The organism is Pseudomonas sp. PvP089, assembly GCF_017875165.1.
In the GTDB taxonomy this organism is placed as follows: Bacteria; Pseudomonadota; Gammaproteobacteria; order Pseudomonadales; family Pseudomonadaceae; genus Aquipseudomonas; species Aquipseudomonas fortuita.
Genome location: NZ_JAGGME010000001.1, coordinates 4435172 through 4454486 on the forward strand (window position 1 = coordinate 4435172; position 19315 = coordinate 4454486).

14 protein-coding genes are annotated in these 19315 nt (G+C 63.4%); 3 read left to right on the forward strand and 11 right to left on the reverse strand.

The annotated features are described in order from the left end of the window. Positions 1-84: 84 nt before the first annotated feature. The 9 genes from J3A71_RS20260 to J3A71_RS20300 all read right to left on the reverse strand — a co-directional run bounded on the left by J3A71_RS20260 (position 85) and on the right by J3A71_RS20300 (position 13596). On the reverse strand, positions 85-489 hold the full coding sequence (locus tag J3A71_RS20260; RefSeq protein WP_016485822.1) for a TraR/DksA C4-type zinc finger protein: 405 nt from the start codon (positions 487-489) through the stop codon (positions 85-87). A gap of 835 nt (positions 490-1324) precedes the next feature. Then, on the reverse strand, positions 1325-2098 hold the full coding sequence (locus J3A71_RS20265; RefSeq protein ID WP_003250095.1) for an enoyl-CoA hydratase: 774 nt from the start codon (positions 2096-2098) through the stop codon (positions 1325-1327). Between the two features lie 13 nt (positions 2099-2111). Continuing rightward, the gene (locus J3A71_RS20270) at positions 2112-3239 is read right to left on the reverse strand and encodes an acyl-CoA dehydrogenase (protein ID WP_096425848.1); all 1128 of its coding nucleotides are present in this window, start codon (positions 3237-3239) and stop codon (positions 2112-2114) included. 8 nt (positions 3240-3247) lie between these two features. Further along, positions 3248-4441, reverse strand: coding sequence for an acetyl-CoA C-acyltransferase (locus J3A71_RS20275; protein WP_016485820.1), 1194 nt, complete (start codon positions 4439-4441; stop codon positions 3248-3250). Positions 4442-4452: 11 nt separating this feature from the next. Then, positions 4453-5220, reverse strand: a complete 768-nt coding sequence (locus J3A71_RS20280; RefSeq protein ID WP_096425847.1) for an SDR family NAD(P)-dependent oxidoreductase — start codon at positions 5218-5220, stop codon at positions 4453-4455. Between the two features lie 13 nt (positions 5221-5233). After that, positions 5234-6880, reverse strand: coding sequence for an acyl-CoA synthetase (locus J3A71_RS20285; RefSeq protein WP_060519635.1), 1647 nt, complete (start codon positions 6878-6880; stop codon positions 5234-5236). A 123-nt stretch (positions 6881-7003) separates the two neighbouring features. Beyond that, entirely contained in the window at positions 7004-11497 is a 4494-nt protein-coding gene (locus tag J3A71_RS20290; protein WP_070086433.1) for an NEL-type E3 ubiquitin ligase domain-containing protein, read from the reverse strand. A gap of 142 nt (positions 11498-11639) precedes the next feature. After that, positions 11640-12695 carry an AraC family transcriptional regulator gene (locus J3A71_RS20295; RefSeq protein ID WP_016485816.1) on the reverse strand — a complete coding sequence of 352 codons (1056 nt, stop codon included), beginning with the start codon at positions 12693-12695 and terminating at the stop codon, positions 11640-11642. A gap of 37 nt (positions 12696-12732) precedes the next feature. After that, positions 12733-13596: a LysR substrate-binding domain-containing protein gene (locus J3A71_RS20300; protein WP_016485815.1), complete on the reverse strand. Its 864-nt coding sequence runs from the start codon at positions 13594-13596 to the stop codon at positions 12733-12735. A gap of 112 nt (positions 13597-13708) precedes the next feature. On the opposite strand from J3A71_RS20300, the gene J3A71_RS20305 reads away from it, so the two are divergent. From J3A71_RS20305 to panB, 3 genes are all read left to right on the forward strand, one after another. After that, positions 13709-14815, forward strand: coding sequence for a 2-aminoethylphosphonate--pyruvate transaminase (locus J3A71_RS20305; RefSeq protein ID WP_023048908.1), 1107 nt, complete (start codon positions 13709-13711; stop codon positions 14813-14815). 34 nt (positions 14816-14849) lie between these two features. Next, on the forward strand, positions 14850-15677 hold the full coding sequence (phnX, locus tag J3A71_RS20310; RefSeq protein ID WP_209953168.1) for a phosphonoacetaldehyde hydrolase: 828 nt from the start codon (positions 14850-14852) through the stop codon (positions 15675-15677). Positions 15678-15937: 260 nt separating this feature from the next. Further along, positions 15938-16753 (forward strand): 3-methyl-2-oxobutanoate hydroxymethyltransferase, encoded by an 816-nt coding sequence (gene panB / locus J3A71_RS20315; protein ID WP_070086434.1) that lies wholly within the window; start codon positions 15938-15940, stop codon positions 16751-16753. On the opposite strand, the gene J3A71_RS20320 is transcribed toward panB, so the two are convergent. Together J3A71_RS20320 and J3A71_RS20325 are read right to left on the reverse strand one after the other, a co-directional pair. Continuing rightward, on the reverse strand, positions 16741-18135 hold the full coding sequence (locus J3A71_RS20320) for a PLP-dependent aminotransferase family protein (RefSeq protein ID WP_096425846.1): 1395 nt from the start codon (positions 18133-18135) through the stop codon (positions 16741-16743). The genes panB and J3A71_RS20320 overlap by 13 nt on opposite strands. Positions 18136-18200: 65 nt before the next feature. Then, positions 18201-19265, reverse strand: a complete 1065-nt coding sequence (locus J3A71_RS20325; RefSeq protein ID WP_016485810.1) for an AI-2E family transporter — start codon at positions 19263-19265, stop codon at positions 18201-18203. Between the last annotated feature and the right edge of the window lie 50 nt (positions 19266-19315).

Sequence of the window (19315 nt, forward strand, 5' to 3'; positions counted from 1 at the left end):
CGCGCTGGGCAACAAAACCGGTACCTGCAAGAAACGCGAAAAGCCCCAGGGATCGCTCCGTGGGGCCTGGCACCGCGCGCGGGGTTATACCTGGCGCTGGTGACGGTCGAGCTGCTCGTGGCGCTCCTGGGCTTCGATGCAGTACTTGGTGGTCGGGCTGATCAGCAGGCGCTTCAGGCCAATGGGCTCACCGCTGTCATCGCACCAGCCGAAGCTCTCGTCGGAGATACGATCCAGGGCCATTTCCAGCTGGGGCAACAAGCGCTGGTCGCGGTCGATGGCATTGACCAGCCAGCTACGCTCTTCTTCGACCGAAGCCACATCGGCGGGGTCCGAAGGAGTGTCCAGGCCTTCGATGGTGGCACGGCTGAGCTCGATGCGTTCATGGGTTTCGACTTTCATCGACTGCAGCAGGCCAGTGAAGAAAGCCAGCTGGTCAGCGTTCATGTAGTCATCGGCCGACATGGCCAGCAACTGTTCCTTGGTCATCGATTTCTCTATGAAAAAATGTGCATTGGGGCGATTCGGGTGCCGCCGACGCCTTGGCATCGGCAGCGGAAATTTTCAAGCGCCAACCGGCACTCTTTTACAGGGGGCGGCAGTCTAAGGCGCCACGTCGCGTGGAGCAACTGCAATCGGGTGCAAATTTGCTTCCAGTGCTTACAATCCGCCGGTCGGCACCCCAGGTCTGCTGCATAGCCAGTAGTAAACAGTATTTCTGGCTGCGGCCGTGTCGCCGGCTTTCGATCTTGCTCTTGATCTTGCTCTTCGCGACTTCAGGAGGCCGGAGTGAGGGAACCCCGGAGCGCAGCGCAGGGGCCGGATGATGGGAGCGCAGCGTTTTTTTACTTTTTGTCGCGTCTGACAAAAAGTGACTCGCCGTAAGGGCGAAAAGGTGAGTCAGCGTCACCTTCGCAAACGGACTGTTCGCTGCACCAAAACAGCCATATCCGCTTTTTAGCTTCTTGCGATGTGGGCCTTAACACAGTGTAGACATTCGTTCGCGCAGGTGGCGCTGAGTCACCTTTCCGCCCTTCCGGCGGGTTACTTTGGTCTTGGCCAAAGTAACCAAAGCCGTCCGCTCCCATCATCCGGCCCCTGCGCTTCGCTCCGGGGTCCCCTCGCTCCGGGCTTGCTCCCGGGAGGACCGCGCTGCAGGCCCCATCCTGGGGCCCAGCGCTTGACGGGCATCCATGCCCGTCACCTCCCTACGCAAGCCCTGCGCTCGGCCTCCTGAAGTCGCAATCTGCGTCGCCTGAACTACCGCGCGCTTAGAAGCAAAAACAACGGCAACGGCAACGGCAACGGCACGAACCGAGTCTAATCAACGATCCTTGAACTGCGCCTCGCGCTTGGCGATGAATGCGGCCATGCCTTCTTTCTGGTCTTCGGTAGAGAAGGCCGCATGGAACACCCGACGCTCAAAGCGCACACCCTCGCTGAGGGTAACTTCGAACGCGCGATTGACGCTCTCCTTGACCATCATGCTCACCGGAATCGACTTGCTGGCAATGGTCGCCGCCACTTTCAGCGCCTCTTCGACCAACTCCGCCTGCGGCACAATGCGCGCCACCAGGCCAGCACGCTCGGCCTCCTCAGCCCCCATCAGGCGCCCGGTCAGGCACAGTTCCATGGCCTTGGCCTTGCCCACCGCACGGGTGAGCCGCTGGGTGCCGCCCATGCCGGGCAGCACCCCTAGGTTGATTTCCGGTTGACCAAATTTGGCGTTGTCCGCCGCGAGGATAAAGTCACACATCATGGCCAACTCGCAGCCGCCGCCCAGAGCAAAGCCGGACACTGCTGCAATGATCGGCTTGCGTCGGTTGGCAATGCGGTCGGCATCGCTGAACAGGTCATCGACGTAGATCTGCGGGTATTGCAGTTCAGCCATTTCCTTGATGTCGGCGCCAGCGGCAAAGGCCTTGGCCGAGCCTGTCAGCACCACGCAACCGATGTTCGGGTCACGCTCAAGCTGGTCCAGAGCCTGGTTGATCTCGCCAACAATCTGCGCGTTCAGCGCATTCAGCGCCTGCGGGCGGTTGAGGGTAATCAGGCCGACCTTGCCGTGAATGTCCAACAGGATGGTTTCGAATGCCATGCAGTCTGCTCCTTCAAAGATTGCGCGCAATGACCATGCGCTGAATGTCGCTGGTGCCTTCGTAGATCTGGCAAACCCGAACGTCGCGGTAGATCCGCTCCAGCGGGAAGTCACTCAGATAGCCATAACCGCCCAGGGTCTGCAAGGCATCCGAACAGACCTTTTCGGCCATTTCCGAGGCAAACAGCTTGGCCATCGACGCTTCCACCAGCGCCGGGCGCCCGGCGTCACGCAGGGCGGCGGCGTGCAGCACCATCTGCCGGGCCACGGCAATTTTCGTCGCCATGTCGGCCAGGCGGAAGGCCACGGCCTGGTGCTCGATCAGCGCCTTGCCAAAGCTTTGCCGCTCCTTGGCGTAGTCACGCGCCACTTCGAACGCGGCACGGGCCATGCCCACGGCCTGCGAGGCAATACCGATGCGCCCGCCTTCAAGGTTGGCCAGGGCAATCTTGTAGCCCTCGCCTTCTGCGCCCAGGCGGTTGGCCACCGGCACCTGCACGTTGTCGAAGACAATCTGGCAGGTGTCGGACGCGTGCTGGCCGAGCTTGTCCTCGACCCGTGCTACCTGGTAGCCCGGTGAATCGGTGGGCACGAGGAATGCGCTGATCCCACGCTTGCCAGCCTCCGGATCCGTCACGGCAAACACGATCACAACCCCGGCGTTCTGCCCGGAGGTGATGAACTGCTTGCTGCCATTGAGCACATAGTGGTCACCGTCCAGACGCGCACGGGCCTTCAGGCTGCTGGCATCGGAGCCAGCCTGCGGTTCGGTGAGGGCAAAGGCACCCAGCATCGCGCCAGTTGCCAGGGGCGTGAGGAACTGCGCCTTCTGCTGCTCGCTGCCAAACCGCAGGATGGGTACACAGCCCACCGAATTGTGCACGCTCATGATGGTCGAGCAGGCACCATCGCCAGCGGCGATTTCTTCCAGGGCCATGGCGTAGGCCACGTAACCGGTGTCACTGCCGCCCCACTGCTCCGGGACCAGCATGCCGAAAAGGCCCAGCTCCGCCATCTCTTCGATGGCCTCCTTGGGGAAGCGGTGTTCCTTGTCCCACTGCTCGGCAAAAGGTTTCAGCCGTTCCTGGGCAAAGGCGCGTACCGCGTCGGCGATCTGTTGTTGCTCGTCAGTTACCAGCATGGTTCACCTCAGTACAGGCATTCGACAGCCATGGCCGTGGCCTCGCCGCCGCCAATGCAGATGGCCGCCACGCCGCGGCGCAGGTTGTTCTGGCGAAGGGCCGACAGCAAGGTCACCAGGATGCGTGCGCCGGAGGCGCCGATGGGGTGGCCAAGGGCGCAGGCGCCGCCATGGATGTTGACCTTGTCATGGGGCAGGTCAAGGTGTTTCATGGCCGCCAAGGTGACCACGGCGAAGGCCTCGTTAATCTCGAACAGGTCGACGTCGGCCAGGTTCCAGCCGGTGCGTTTCATCAGTTTGTCGATAGCCCCTATCGGCGCGGTCGGGAACAGCGCCGGGGTGTCGGCGAAGGCCGCGTGGCCATGGATCACTGCCAATGGCTTGAGGCCGCGCTTGTCAGCTTCGGAGCGCCGCATCAGCACCAGCGCCGCGGCACCGTCGGAAATCGAACTGGCGTTGGCTGCGGTCACCGTACCCCCTTCACGGAAGGCAGGCTTGAGCTGCGGGATCTTGTCCAGGCGCGCCTTGGGCGGCTGCTCGTCGTCCTTGATGACGCGCTTTTCCTTGCCCTCGGTGACTTCCACCGGCACGATTTCGGCGGCAAAGCGGCCACTGCTGATCGCGTCCTGGGCACGGGTAAGCGAGGCGATGGCGAACTGGTCCTGGGCTTCGCGGCTGAAGCCGTTGGCCTGGGCGCAGTCTTCGGCGAAGGTGCCCATCAGGCGGCCTTTGTCATAAGCGTCTTCCAGGCCGTCCATGAACATGTGGTCGATGACCCTGCCATGGCCCATGCGGTAGCCGCCACGGGCTTTGTCCAGCAGGTACGGGGCGTTGGTCATGCTTTCCATGCCACCCGCCACCACCACGTCTGCGGTGCCGGCCAGCAGCAGGTCATGGGCCATGATCGCGGCCTGCATGCCCGAACCGCACATCTTGTTCAGGGTGGTACAGGTGGTGTGCTTGTCCAGCCCGGCACCCAGTGCAGCCTGGCGTGCCGGCGCCTGGCCAAGGCCAGCCGGCAGCACGCAGCCGAACAGCACTTGCTCGACACTGGCAGCATCGATGCCGGCACGTTCCACGGCACCACGAATGGCCGCACTGCCCAGTTGCGGCGCAGTCAGGCTTTTCAGGTCGCCCTGCAGGCCGCCCATGGGCGTGCGCACGGCGCTGACGATAACAATCGGATCATTGGCGAGGGTCATGTTCGCTCTCCTTACTTGGCAGCCATGCGCAGTGCACCGTCGAGGCGGATCACCTCGCCGTTGAGCATGCTGTTCTCGATGATGTGACGGGCCAGCGCAGCGTATTCCTGAGGGCGCCCCAAGCGTGGCGGGAACGGCACGCCGGCAGCCAGCGAAGCCCGCACTTCCTCGGTCATGCCAGCCATCATCGGCGTTTCGAAGATGCCCGGAGCGATGGTCATCACGCGGATGCCGAAACGTGCCAGTTCGCGCGCGGCCGGCAAGGTAAGGCTGGCAATGGCACCCTTGGAGGCAGCGTAGGCCGCCTGACCGATCTGGCCGTCATAGGCAGCGATGGAGGCGGTATTGATGATCACGCCACGCTCGCCGGCCTCATCGGCAGCCCCTTCAGCCATGGCTGCAGCAGCCAGGCGCAGCAAATTGAAGCTGCCGATCAGGTTGACGTTGATGACCTTGGCGAAGCTGGCCAGGCCATGTGGCCCCTGTTTGCCCAGCACCTTCTCGGCACCGACGATGCCGGCACAATTGACAAGGCCATGCAAGCTGCCGAAGGCACTGACGGCTGCGTCGACGGCCGCCTGCGCCGCCTGCTCGTCGCTGATGTCGGCCACGGCGAAGCGGGCGTTGTCACCCAGCTCACGGGCCTTGGCCTCGACGGCCTGGGCATTGAGGTCGACCAGCATGACCTTGGCGCCGGCCTCGACCAGCATCTGCGCAGTGGCAGCACCCAACCCGGAGGCGCCGCCGCTGACAATGAAGTGTTTATTGGCTATCTGCATGATCGGTTTCCTTTCAGGCGCTGGCAGGGGTGGCCTGTTGCGCTTGTTGTTTGGCGACTTCCTGGTTGCGCAGGATGAAGCGTTGCAGCTTGCCGCTCGGGGTCTTGGGCAGCTCGCTGACGAATTCGATTTCGCGGGGGTAAGCATGGGCATACAGGCGCTGGCGTACATGCTGACGCAGCGCTTCTTCCAGCTCGGCACAACCGCCGACGCCTTCAGTCAGCACCACGAAAGCCTTGATCAGCTCGGTACGTTCCGGGTCCGGCTTGCCGATGACGGCGGCCTCCACCACCGCGGGGTGCTCGATCAACGCGCTTTCGACGTCGAACGGCCCGACGCGGTAACCGGAAGTGGTAATCACATCATCGCTGCGGCCAACGAAACTGATGCTGCCATCCGCGTTGAGCTCTACAGTGTCGCCACTGAGGTAGTACTTGCCGATGAACGCCTTGGTCGGCAAACCGTGGTAGCCACCGAACCAGCAAAGTGGCGATTGCTCGCGGTCGACGGCAAGGATGCCCGGTTGACCGGCCGGCAGTTCGTTAGCTTGCTCGTCCAGCACCACAATGCGATGGCCGGGGATAGCGAAGCCTGCAGACCCCAGGTGCACAGGGTGTGACAGACCGTGATGGTTGCACAGCACCATACCCAGTTCGGTCTGGCCATAATGGTCGTGGATGGTCACGCCCAGCTCATTGGCGAACCAGCGGATCACCTCTGGATTGAGCGGCTCACCTGCACTGCTGACCACGCGCAGGCGGCCCTTGACCGGCGCCGAGAAAGCACTGCCGGCTGCAATCAACATGCGGTAGGCGGTGGGCGAGCCTGCCAGGTTGGTGATACCCAGCTTGTCGATGACCCGCGCGCAGCTTTCGACGCTGAACGGGCCATCGTAGAACGTGGTTGCATGGCCCAGCGACAATGGGCCGGTGACCGCGTAATAAAGGCCGTAGGCCCAGCCCGGGTCTGCCAGGTTCCAGAAGTTGTCTTCGCTGCGCAGGCCGATGGCGTCGCGCATGTAACCCTTAAACGCTACGATGGCCCGCAGCGGCACCTCCAACGGTTTCGCCGGGCCGGTGGTGCCTGACGTGAACATCAGCAAGAACGGGTCGCTACCCGCGCGCATTACCGGATCACAGTCGTTCGCGGCACGCTCCAGACACTGCTGGAAGTCCAGCTCGCCGACGCGGGCATTGACTGTGATGATGGTCGGGCAGGCATGCACATCGTCCAGCTTGCTACGGTTGAGGCTGTCGGTAACGACTACGCGGGCATGCGACTGCTCAAGGCGGTGCTCGATAGCCTTGGGGCCGAAGGCAGTGAACAAAGGCTGGTACACCGCGCCCAGGCGCCAGGTGGCGAGGATGGTGACAAGAAGCTCGGGAGTGCGCGGCATCAAACCAGCCACCCGGTCACCTGGACCCACACCTTGGGTTTTGAGCACATTGGCAAAACGGGCAGACTGCGCCTTGAGCTGGTCGAAACTGTACCGTGCTGTGTTGCCATTGCGGTCTTCGTAGATTAGCGCCAGCTTGCCGTCACCGGCATGGCGATCACAGCATTCAACACAGGCATTGAGGGCTTCGAGGTCGCCATGCAGCGCCGCACTGGCAGCCTGAGCGTGGTCGAACGCACGAGCAGCCTCGGTGTAATCGCGCATCGTCGGACTCCTGGTTTCTTGTTTTTGGTGTTAACCATCGGTCCGACGATGTTCGCGCCGCTCAAGCCCCGCGGCAATGGCCAAAGCTGTCAATCTGGATGACTGGTTTGGCCGCCTTGCAGGTCAGCTGGCACCCCGGCCCAGGCTGTGCAGGTAAGACTCGGTCAGCCCTGTCAGCAATCGCTGTGTATCGCGTAGTTCCTGCTCATCCAGATCAGCAAGCTGAGAACGCAGTTGTTCGGCCGCAATGGGTGGCTGCACAATGCGCAAGTCCGCCCTGCGCTGCAGATAGTCGGCTCTGAGTGCCTCGAACAGCGCCCGGTGCTGCTCACGAAGGCAGGTTTGCCAGAACAGGCGACTCGCCAGGCTTTGAGTCAGCGCCTCGAAGTCTTCACTGGCGAGGACAGCTGCGGCAACACTGTTGACGTGCTGGTCGCTCAACCCGGCAGAGTCCGGGTAGCGCATCGCCCGCGGCTGACCGGGCAAACCCAGACGTTCGCGCAGGCGTACACGGTATGCCAGTGACAAGGCCGAGCGCCCCACCTGTTCACCCGCGCCGCCCTGGCGCAATATCGCTCGGCTGGCCTCCTGCCAAACCTGATCAAGCCGAAACAGCTGCCGGCCGAATGCCATCAACTGTCCCCGTTTCGTCAGGTCTAGCGCATCGGTTTCAGCCTGGGCCAGCAAGACCCGAATATTCACGTGACTGAAACGATCGATGACCATGTCCGAGCAGGAAACAGGCTGATTGCACTCTTCAAAAACCCGTATCCGCAACCCCGGACTGCCCTCCATGGCCCGCAGCGCGGCCCATACTTCACGCGCAAGTGCTTCCCGGCCGCCTCCGGTGGCTGCCGGGTCATAATCAGCCGTATGCTCCAGCCACGCTAAAATACGGAAAAAGCCTACGCTGTCCGGGTCGGCCAACAGGCCGTCCCACAGCGCTGCGCACGCCATTCGGTCGTTATCGGCGACATGCTGCAGCCACAAGGCGCGTGCATGAAGCAAGTCGACACGGGCCATCGACTCTGGCAAATGTCCGTGTTCCTCGATGGGATCCAGCGCGAACAACCGTTGCAACTGGACCCCTGTCAGGGGGTTACGGTCGACGACAAGCGCCCGGCGCCAGGCATGAGGCATGGCCAACACCGCCTCCGGTAGTTCCCGTAGCTGATTGTCGCTCAGGTCACAGCGCACCAAAAGGCCGCACAGCTCGATGTGGTCGGGCCAGGTCGCCAGCCGGCAGTGCCGCAGGTTCAAGTGAGTCATTGCCGAAAAATGGTTGAGGTTCAGGTAGAGGTGTTCCAGCCGGTTGTAGCTCAAGTCAAGATGGGACAAGCCAGGCAGTGCCTGCAAGACCTCGACCGCCTGCGCGTCGAGACGGATCTGGTTATGCGCCAGGCGCAAGCGCTGGAGTTGCGGCAGGTGAGCGATCCCGAGCGGAATGTTGCGCAGCCGGTTGAAACTCATGTCCAGCTCGCTCAGCGTGGTAAACGGGCGCAAGAAGTTCACTGGCACCACATCGACCGCCGACTCGTACAACCGCAGGCTGGTTACACGGTGGAAGTCAATGACAGGCGGCAGCTCCGGCAAACTGCTGAGCTGCAGGCCACTCAGCGACAGGCGCTGACCTGTCGGTGTGCCCGCATCGTTGTATATCCAGTGTCCCTGCAAGCGCCAAGCCCGCAGAATGGCGCCGACGACCTGCCGGCGAAGTATCTGGCGCCCCTCGTTCAGTTCTGCGCTGCACCAGCGGTTGAGGTGGCGAATCAACTGGTCATGGTCATCTTCCAGCTCTACGAGGCGCTCATAGACCGGCCGCGGCCCATTGGCAAGAAGCGCCTGCTCCTGGTCCAGCTGCACCTCATCCAACCCTGGATAAAGCTGGCGCAAACGCTCCCGAACCCGCGCAGCAAATGAACGGCTGTCGGCCCCGGTGCGGCCATTGAGCAGATAGCCAACCCGGCCATCTGGCAAGCGTCGTCCAGGGTTCAACCATTGCACCTGTGTCGGCCATTGCAAGAGTTCGGCAACCCCCTGGTGCGTAGCAGGAAGCCGGGCAAGCAGACGCTGGCGTAGCTGTGACCCAACATCGCCGTGAGCCATGCCAAGCGCCGCGCAATGCTCAGGCGCCAACACCGCTGCAAGCGTTTCGTAAAGGCTTGCCGGGTCACCTGCGCCGAACGGCAGCCCACGCCCCAGGCCATCATAAAGATGGAAGCATCCGTCTTTATGCACCACTATCCTGCGCACAAGGGGGTCGACAGCGGTGCCTATGGCCTTTAGCAAACGCCCGTCCGGTGCACTGTCGCGCAGCTCCAGGCTGAGCGTTTCGGGAGGCACACCTGCGCGGCTTGCCAGCTCGCCCTGAAGCAGGGCGAAAGCCAGTTGACCGGTTTCGTTGCAGTAGCTGCCGGGCAGGTAAAGCCCCTCCAGCGTACGGTTCAGTCTGGCCAGGCGAAGCAGGGAGCGGGCCTTTTCCGCGAGGCCCAGCGTCACACGCCCGCTTGACGTCGTCAGCAACCGGTCGCCTTCACTGGCCTGCGCGACCAGCGCCTGTGCGTAGGCTTCCGGCAAACCGGCGAAATCACGTTTTACCAAGGTCAGCAGCCTGTCGTCGGCAGCGGGTGGCGTGCTCAGGTGCTCCAGAAGAGGCCCCTGCAGGGCAGCTCGCTGACGCAGCAGGGTATCGCTGTCGGTACTGGCAGACTGGGCCTGACACCACTCCAGCAACGCACTGTCCTGTGTGGCCAGCGAGTAGCTGGCCAGACGAGTAAAGAACGACTCGATACGCGCATGGGCTTCGAAGCGCCGCAAAGTCTCACGCAGGTTTACTGGCGCCGGCCGGTTCTCTACCAGCACGCCCCGCAACTCCTCGGTATCCACACCGGCAACCCGCAGCACTTGCGCCGCCTGCTGTGCATCAATGGCGGGATGCTGCGGCCACAGGCTATCGAGCATGCTGCGCACGTCGTTCCAGCGTTGCGGTTGATCGCGCAGCAGGCGCCAGCCGCGTTCGCCGTTGTGCAAAACCAGCGGCCCGTAACCGTTGCTTGCACCAGGGTGACGCAGGCGGTACGGGGCTTCAGGCTCACTGCGCTGAACTTCATAATAACGCTGCCCCCGGCGCATCCAGCGCCTGCTCTCGTCACCATAAAGCCCATCATCACGCAGGGCGATGGTGCCTGGGTTGGACTCATAGGCTGTGATGTCATCGGAGCACAGCAGGCCGCGCCGCCCCCCCACGTTCACAGGCTGCAAGCCATCGACAAAGGTACTTCGCAGAAAACTCACACTGGCTGCGGTCAACGCCGTCGCAGCCACCGTTTCGGCAACCCCCAGCATATGCTCGAGGGCTTCGTGCTGGTGCCCACGGGTCCAGTCCTTGACGCCCTCGAATACCTCGCCAAGTGTCTGCGCCACCAGTTGGCCAAGCAGTAGCGCGCCTACCACAGGGATGAAAAGCCCCGCCAGGTTGAGCAAATCGAGCCCTGCGCCATGCCAGGCCGCATGACGAGCGCGGGCGGCAGCCGCGTCAGCGTCCGCAGTAGGGACCAGTAACAGCCGGGCGTCGTCCTTGACCCTTTGCAACTGTTGCGCGGCCAGCGCAGCGAACAAGTCCCCAGACTCAGTCGCGCCCTCCAACGCCAGATCGGGCTGGGCATCCTCCAGGCGTGCATGCAGCCTGCCTGCGATGCTCGCGCGATGTCGCAGGCTGATCAGCTGCATGAAGTAATCCCGGTAGGCCTTCTCTTGCAATGCTGCAACCATCGCAGTGTTCATGGCCTGTGTGGAGTCGAAGCGGCGCAGCGCCTGCACGGGATCGCTGGGCAGGTAGAGGACCACACCTCGGTCCTGGCCCACACTGTCTCGCAAACGAATGAACAGCCCGTCAGCAACACGCTGCCCCAACACCTCCAGCAACCCGGGGTAGGCATGCAGGCCCGTGTCGGCATGGGCACCCCCACCCTCAACCATCTTGGTCAAGGCCTGCTGCACCTGCTCGTCGATATCGCCCTTGAGCGTCGCAACCTGCGCAGCCAGTGCCAGACCCGAACGTTTGTCCTGCGCAAGGATGCCTTCGGTGGTCGCGTTGAACGTGCGCTGCAGCTCGGCCTGGTAAAGCTGGCCCACATCCAGCGCCCGGCATGTCGCAACCAGTTGCTCGGGCGTCCCGGTCAACACGGCGTCCCGGCCAGGGGACACCAGCCCGGTGCCCTGGTAAAACGATTCGTCAGGGCCGAAGTTGCCCATCAGCCTCAGCAAGCCATCCTGGCGGGTCGCCGAGTAGTGGTAAGTCTGCTGAAGAGTGCCGGGCATCGTGCCGAAACGCGGTGATACCTGCAGCCATTCCAGTGCTGCGAGGGTCATGCCTGTGGGCAGTGGCTTGACCAGCACGCCCAGCAGGTGCTTTTCAGCGAACACCTGCAGAGGCTCAAGGGTCAGCGTAAGCCCGCGCAGACGGGCCTGGCTGGCGTGATGGGCGTTGAGGCTGGCGCGCAGGGCGCCGATCTGAGCCTGGCTGGCCCGCTTTAGCCAGTCGGGAAGCCTGGCTGCGATGAAATCATCAGTTGCTTGTTCATGGCTGATGATGGCGTTCGAAGTGCTGGAAGTCATGGATGTGCCGGGAGCGAAGGGTTGGGGCTGGCATGCTCGCCAACTCGCACTGCCCAAGGCACGAGGAAATACGACCGTGCCCACGACCCGCCACCGCTTGCATCATCGATGCCCTTGATGGGCAACGATCGACTCCCTGCCTTCACCCATCGCCAGTGGCAGCGGGAGCCTCAATACAGCCTGCCGCTCCCCGGGCCTGGATCAGCGCACGGTAATGCCCAGGGTTGCAGCCGAACCACTTGCGAAATGCCTTGTAGAACGAACTGCTGTCGGCAAACCCCAGACGCTCGACAATCTCACCCATGGCCACCTCTTCCCGGCTCAACCAGGCAATGGCAAGTTCGCGCCGGACACTGTCCTTGAGTACCTGGTAGCTCTGCCCTTCCTCCGCCAACCGACGACGCAAGGTTGACGGAGACAGGCACAAATGTCGTGCCAGGGCGTCGGCATCCGGCCAACGGGACGGGTCCAGTTGCAGCAAGTCGGCGCGGATACGCCGCGCGAGGCTGGCCGGATCACGGTACTTGACCAGGATGTTGCCGGGCGCCTCGGCCAGAAAACGCTGCAGGTCCTCGGGGCTACGACGCAGTGGCACGTCAAGGCAATCGGCACTGATGATCATGCGGGTGCGCGGCCGCTCGAACTGCAGGTTCTGCGAAAACATCACCCGGTAATCGTCACAGTACGGCGGCTCGGCACAGCGCAGCTCAATGGCCAGGATGGCGATGCGTCGCCCGGCCAGCCAGCAGGCCACGCCATGCACGATCATCCAGAAGGTGAAGTAGGTGAACGGGCGCCGTGGCAGGTCACGCGGCTCATTGATGACAATCTCGGCCAGGCCCTGCTGACGCACCAGGCTCGGCTGCAGGTCCTCGAGCATCAGCGAAAGAAACGCCAGCGCGGTTTCCAGGCCCTCGCCCAAGGTTGGCTGGGCCATGCTCGCCCGGCACAGAAACGCCAGGCTGCCGCTGCGCAGGCCACGCGGGTCCATGGCAAAGAACTCGTCGTTGCAACGCCGTGCCAGCAACCGCCAGAGCCGGGCATAGGCCTCGGCGCTGACCCGTGCATCCGGGGCCTGCAACTGCCCGGCGTCGATACCGGCACGGGCCAGCAACGCGGCATCCGGCTCACCCGCCGGGCAGGTCTGCAACAAGGCCTCACGCACCAGTTGCATGGAAATGGTGTCTTTCTCGCTCATCTGCAGTCCATCAGTCATACCGCCATCTCGGCCCGGCTCAAAGGCTGGCCGCCAGGCCCAGGAATGCCTGGATCAAGCGTAACTCACGGCGCCGCTCCAGGCAGCCAACCATGTGCTGGTTGACCAGACCCTGCCCGCCTAGCGGTCGCGCCACCACCCGGGGGTCGTTCGCCACTTCCGTAGACGACACCACCCCGATGCCCAGCTGCGATGCCACTGCCTCGGTGACCGCCTCACGGCTGTCCAGCTCCAGCTGCACCCTCGGCTGCACGCCGGCTGTAGCGCAGGCCTTGTCGAAGGTGCGCCGGGTAGTGGAGCTGGGTTCGCGCAGCACCATGATTTGCTGGTGCAGCCCGGTCAGGGCCAGGTCACCTTCGCCGCCCGCCCAGGCGTGCCCTGCCGGCAACAGCGCGCACAAACGGGATTCGCACAGGTTCTGAAGATACAGGCCCTTGCGTGGCTCGATCTCAGTCAGTACCGCCACGTCGGCATGCTCGGACAACAGGGCCGCCAGCGTCTCTTGAGCGTTACCCAGCCGCAAATTGACCGTGATACCGGGGTAGCGCTGACGTAACTGCGCCAGCATGGGCATGACCCGGTGCGGGCCATCGGCGGCCACCTCCAGGCGCCCGGTCAGCAACTGCCGGTTGGCTTCCAGCATGGCCTGCGCCTCTTCAGCCAAGCCGAACATGGCCCGGGTGATGGCCGCCAGCCGCGTGCCCTCTTCGGTCAACTCAACGCGCCGCGCGGTGCGCCTCAACAAGGTGATCTGGTAGTGCTCCTCCAGCGCCTTGACGTGCCCGGTCACTGCCGGCTGGCTGATGAACAGGCGCTCGGCGGCTCGCGTAAAGCTGCCCTCACGGGCCACTGCATCGAACGCACGTAGCTGAAACAGGTTCATATTTATCGGCCTGACTTATAGCTGGGATAACAACAAACAATTTGATTGATGACAGCGCGAATTGCAACCTAGGCCTCGTAGTTTCAGCCCACCGCTTGCGAGGAATAACGGAATGAGCAACGCCCCGATTCTGCTGACCCCAGGTCCCTTGACCACATCAATCCGCACCCGCCAAGCCATGCTGGTGGACTGGGGCTCCTGGGACCGCGACTTCAACCAGCTGACTGCCAGCGTCTGCGAGCAACTGCTGGCGATCATCGACGGCAGCGCCAGCCACCACTGCGTGCCCCTGCAAGGCAGCGGCACCTTCGCCGTGGAAGCGGCCATCGGCACCCTGGTGCCACGCGATGGCAAGGTCCTGGTGCTGATCAATGGCGCTTATGGCCAGCGCCTGGCGAAGATCTGCAAAGTGCTGGGCCGCAGCTACAGCACCTTCGAAACCGCCGAAGACCAGCCGACCACGGCTGCCGATGTCGACCGCCTGCTGGCTGCCGACCCCGCCGTCACCCACGTGGCATTGATCCACTGCGAAACCAGTACCGGTATCCTCAACCCGCTGCCCGAGATCGCCCAGGTGATCAAACGCCACGGCAAGCGCCTGATCATCGATGCCATGAGTTCATTCGGCGCGCTGCCGATCGATGCCCGCGAAATCCCCTTCGAAGCGCTGATCGCCGCCTCCGGCAAGTGCCTGGAAGGCGTACCTGGCATGGGCTTCGTCTTCGCCGAAAAAGCCGCCCTGGCCGCCGCCGAAGGCAATGCCCACTCGCTGGCCATGGACCTTTACGACCAGCACGCCTACATGGCCAAGACCGGCCAGTGGCGCTTCACCCCGCCCACGCACGTGGTCGCGGCCCTGCACGAGGCGCTGCAGCAATACAACGAAGAAGGCGGCCTGCCTGCGCGCCACCAACGCTATGCCGACAACTGCAAGACCCTGCTCGACGGCATGGCCGCCATTGGCCTGCGCAGCTTCCTGCCGGCCGATATCCAGGCGCCGATCATCGTCACTTTCCACGCACCGAACGACGCCCGCTACCAGTTCAAGGACTTTTACGAACGGGTCAAGGCCAAGGGCTTCATTCTCTACCCGGGCAAGCTGACCCAGGTCGAAACCTTCCGCGTCGGCTGCATCGGCGTGGTCGGTGCCGATGGCATGCAGGCCGCCGTAAATGCCGTGGCCGAAGTGCTGCGGGAAATGGAAGTACTGGACATCTGACCCTTTGCCCACCTGAATTCAGGAATTTGCGCACATGAACTACAGCAACCCTACACAACTGCAAGCTGCCATCCTCGACTGGGCTGGCACCGTGGTCGATTTCGGCTCGTTCGCCCCTACCCAGATTTTTGTCGAGGCCTTTGCCGAATTCGACGTGCAGGTGTCCATCGAAGAGGTCCGAGGGCCGATGGGCATGGGCAAGTGGGACCACATCCGCACCCTGTGCGACGTGCCGGAAATTGCCGAGCGCTACCGCAAGGTGTTCGGCCGCACGCCGACCGACGATGACGTGACCGCCATCTACAACCGCTTCATGCCGCTGCAGATCGAGAAGATCGCCGTGCACTCGGCGCTAATCCCCGGTGCGCTGGACACCCTCACCGGGCTGCGCCAGGACGGCCTGAAGATCGGCTCGTGCTCGGGCTATCCGAAGGTAGTGATGGACAAGGTGGTGGAACTAGCGGCGCAGAACGGCTACGTGGCCGACCACGTGGTGGCCACCGACGAGACGCCTAACGGCCGACCTTGGCCGGCCCAGGCCCTGGCCAACGTGATTGCACTGGGCATCGACGATGTGGCGGCCTGCGTGAAAGTCGACGATACCGTGCCAGGCATTCTCGAAGGCCGCCGTGCCGGCATGTGGACCGTGGCACTGGTGTGCTCGGGCAACGCGCTGGGGCTGACCTGGGAAGGCTTCCAGGCACTGAGTGCCGAGCAGCTGGAAAGCGAGCGCCAGCGTATCCATGCGCTGTTTGCCGGCTCGCGCCCGCACTACCTCATCGACACCATCAACGACCTGCCCGAAGTGATCGCCGACATCAACCGGCGCCTGGCCAAAGGCGAGATGCCACAGGCCTTCTGAGGCCGTGCGAAAGGCCTGCAGGAGCGGCCTTGTGTCGCGATCGGGCTGCGCAGCAGCCCCAGCAATCCAGGCCTTTTTGCTGAATCCGAGGGGCCGCGCTGCGGCCCGATCGCGACACAGTGCCGCTCCCACAAAATACTGCAAAGCCGGCCGAATCAAGCAGGTAATCTGGGTCGCCTTTCAGCCTGGATCTGTACATTGAGTTGCCGCTGCAAGCTCCCGACAATGGGCCATCCCTGTCCTGAGATGCCCAGCCCCCAATGAGCACACACACCCGCACCAGCCGCCTTACCGTCCCGCAACTGGTCGCCATGAAAGGCCGGCAGAAGATCGTTTCGCTCACCGCCTACTCAAGCGCCATCGCCCAGGTGATCGACCCGCTGGTCGACTTCATACTGGTCGGCGATTCCACGGCCATGGTCGGCTACGGCCGCCCGTCCACCCTGGGCATGCGCCTGGACGAAACCATCGCCCATACTCGCGCCGTGGTCGACAGCACCCGCCTGGCCTGCGTAATCGCCGACATGCCGTTTGGCAGCTATCAGGAATCCCACGAGCAAGCTTTTCGCAACTGCGCCCAGGTATTGGCCAGCACTGGCTGCGACGCGCTCAAGCTGGAGGCCAACCAGGCGTTGGCGAGCACCGTCGAATTCCTGGTCGCCCGGGGTATCCCGATCATGGCGCACATCGGCCTGATGCCGCAGTTCGTCAATGCCATGGGCGGCTACAAGGCCCAAGGGCTTAGCCCTGACAGCGCTGCAGCGCTGCGGGCCGATGCGCAGGCCAACCTGCACGCCGGTGCTTTCAGCCTGCTGCTCGAAGGCGTGGCCGAGCCCGTGGCGCGCGCCATCACCCAGGCCAGCCACAAACCGACCATTGGCATTGGCGCCTCACCCGCCTGCGATGGGCAGGTGCTGGTCACCGAGGACCTGCTGGGGCTAGGGGGTGACCACGTGCCACGCTTCGTCAAGCAGTATGCCGACGTCGGCCAGGTGATCCGCGAGGCCTGCGCACGCTATGCAGACGAAGTGCGCGATGGGGCGTTCCCGGCCTTGCACCACTGCTACGGGGCTTGAGCTTCGTCCTGAATAGCCCTGACCAGGCATTGCAGTGCCAGGGCAATGTCCTTGCTCCAGTCCACTGTGCAGCACAACCGCAGGTGGCTGCGCCATAGGCCGCACTGGCTGAAGAGCTCCCCGGGGGCGATGACGATGCGTTGTGCCAGCAGCCGCTCGAAGACCCGGCGCATATCCACCGGCCGGGCCGCCTGAAACCACAGGCAGGCCCCGCCTTGAGGCTCGGTGATGCGCAGGCAGCCCTGGCCGTACACGTCCAGCAGCGCCTTCATCTGCTGCAGGCGTTCACGCAGCAAGGGCCGCAAGCGCTGTACGTGCCGCTCGACCCGGCGCGAGACGAACAGCCTGGCGATGGCCTTTTGGCGAATCGGCGACAAACGAAAGGCGCGTTCAAGGCACAACTGCTGCAAACGCTCATTATGCTGCCGGCAAAGCAGGTAGCCAAAGGGCGCCTCCGCGCCGATCAGCTTGTCGAAGGTCGAAAACACCAGCACCCGGTCAGGGTCGGCGAAGTCCCGGTAGCGCGGCGCTGAAGCGTCGAAACACAAATCGCCGTAGCCATCGTTTTCGAACAACCACACAGCGTGCTCAGCCAGCCAGCGGCAAATCTGCTGCTTGTCCGACGCGGGCATCACGCCACCTTGCGGCACATTGGCCGCTGACGACAGCACTGCCAGGCGCACCGGCTGATCGCATAGCAGCCGGTGCAACTGCTGTAAATTGAAACGCCCATCCTCACCCAATGGCACTTCGATGATGGTCATGCGCGCAGCCTGCAACTGCCTCAGCACCGCCCAGTTGCAGGGTGACTCCACCAGCGCCACCTGGCCTTCCAGGTCGAGGGCGCGTAACGCCAACTCGAGAATGCTGCGCAGGTCCGCGCCAATGAACACCTGATCGGCGCTCCAGTAATGCTGCGCCGAGCGGGTGTAGCGGTCGGCCAGCACTCTGCGCAACTCGGGCTCACCGAACGGCTGGAACAGCGGTACCAACGCGTGCGGGTATTGGCGCGCCAGTTCGCGCTCAATCATCAGTAGCGGCTGCTGCAGCGACAGCAACATGGCCGGCGCATCGCTGCCCAGGGCCAGCATGCCCGGCTGACGGGCGCTGGCGAACACCGTGTCGAGCAGGCTCGGTGAATGCTGCCCGCGCATGGCGGGGGCGCGGGGCCGGCTGAAGTAGCCCAGCTTGGGGCGCGCATACACCCGCCCTTCGTCCTCCAGCAGTGCATAGGCGTACTTGGTACTGGATACCGAAACGCCCAAGCGCTGGGCCAGCTCGCGCAGTGACGGCAAGCGCTGCTCCACATCGCAGGGCGCTGCTTCGATCCTGTCGAGCAAGTAGCGGTAGACTGCCTGGTAGGTGTAGCTGGGCTTGTCGATCTGGCTGTTTCCATCGCGGCGGGTGTGACGGCATTGAACCCAACCTTGGGTGCTGCGGTAAACCCCTACTGTGGCAATTGCACCTGCGGCTTGGTTGCGGCAAAAATCGCCCAGCTGGACACGAACAGCGCCGCGATCAAGGGCCCGATCACGAAGCCGTTGAGCCCGAAGACTGCCAGCCCACCCAGCGTCGATACCAGAATCAGGTAGTCCGGCATGCGCGTGTCCTTGCCCACCAGGATCGGCCGCAGCACGTTATCCACCAGGCCAATCACCAGCACTCCGAACGCGGTCAGGATAATTCCCGGCAGTATCGCTCCGGTCAGCAGGAAATACGCGGCCACCGGTGCCCAGACGATGCCCGCACCCACCGCCGGCAGCAGCGACAGAAACGCCATCAGCACCGCCCACACCAGTGCACTGGGGATATCCAGCACCCAGAAAATGAACCCGCCCAGCGCCCCTTGGGTAATGGCCACCAATACGTTGCCTTTCACCGTCGCCCGCACCACACGGTTGAACTTCAGTTGCAAACGACGCTTCTGGTGCTCGGGCAGAGGCACGGCCAGCCGCACCCGGCGAGCCACATCTGCGCCTTCGCGCAGGAAAAAGAACAGCAGGTACAGCATGATGCCGAAGCTGACCACGAACTCGAACGTGCCCTGACCAAAGCTGAACGCCTGAGTGGCCAGCACCTGGCTGCCTTGGGTGGCCCACTTGGTGATCTTGTCACGCAGCGCGTCGAGGTTGCCCATGCCCACGCTGTCCAGGCCATGCTGGGCCCAGGCCGGCAGCATGTTCTTGCCATGCTCGACAAAGCCGGCAATATCCAGTTGCCCGCTCTCTATGCGCTGGTACAGCGACGCCCCCTCCTGCACCAGCAGCGCGCTGGTGATGATCACTGGCAGAACAGCCACCAGCAGGCACACCAGCAAGGTCGTGGCGGCCGCCAGGTTGCGTCGGCGCCCGAAGCGGATCAGCAGGTGGCGCTGCAAAGGGGCGAACAGGATGCCGAGGATCACCGCCCAGAAGATTGCGCCGTAGTACGGCAGCAGGATCCAGAAGAAGGCAATGGTCACCAACGCCAGGAGTACTGCCAGGGCTTTGTTCTGTAGCGCGGTTTCGTTCATTGCAGTTCCTCTCATGGCTTGTGAGTGATTAGTGCACGGCACCCAGGCAA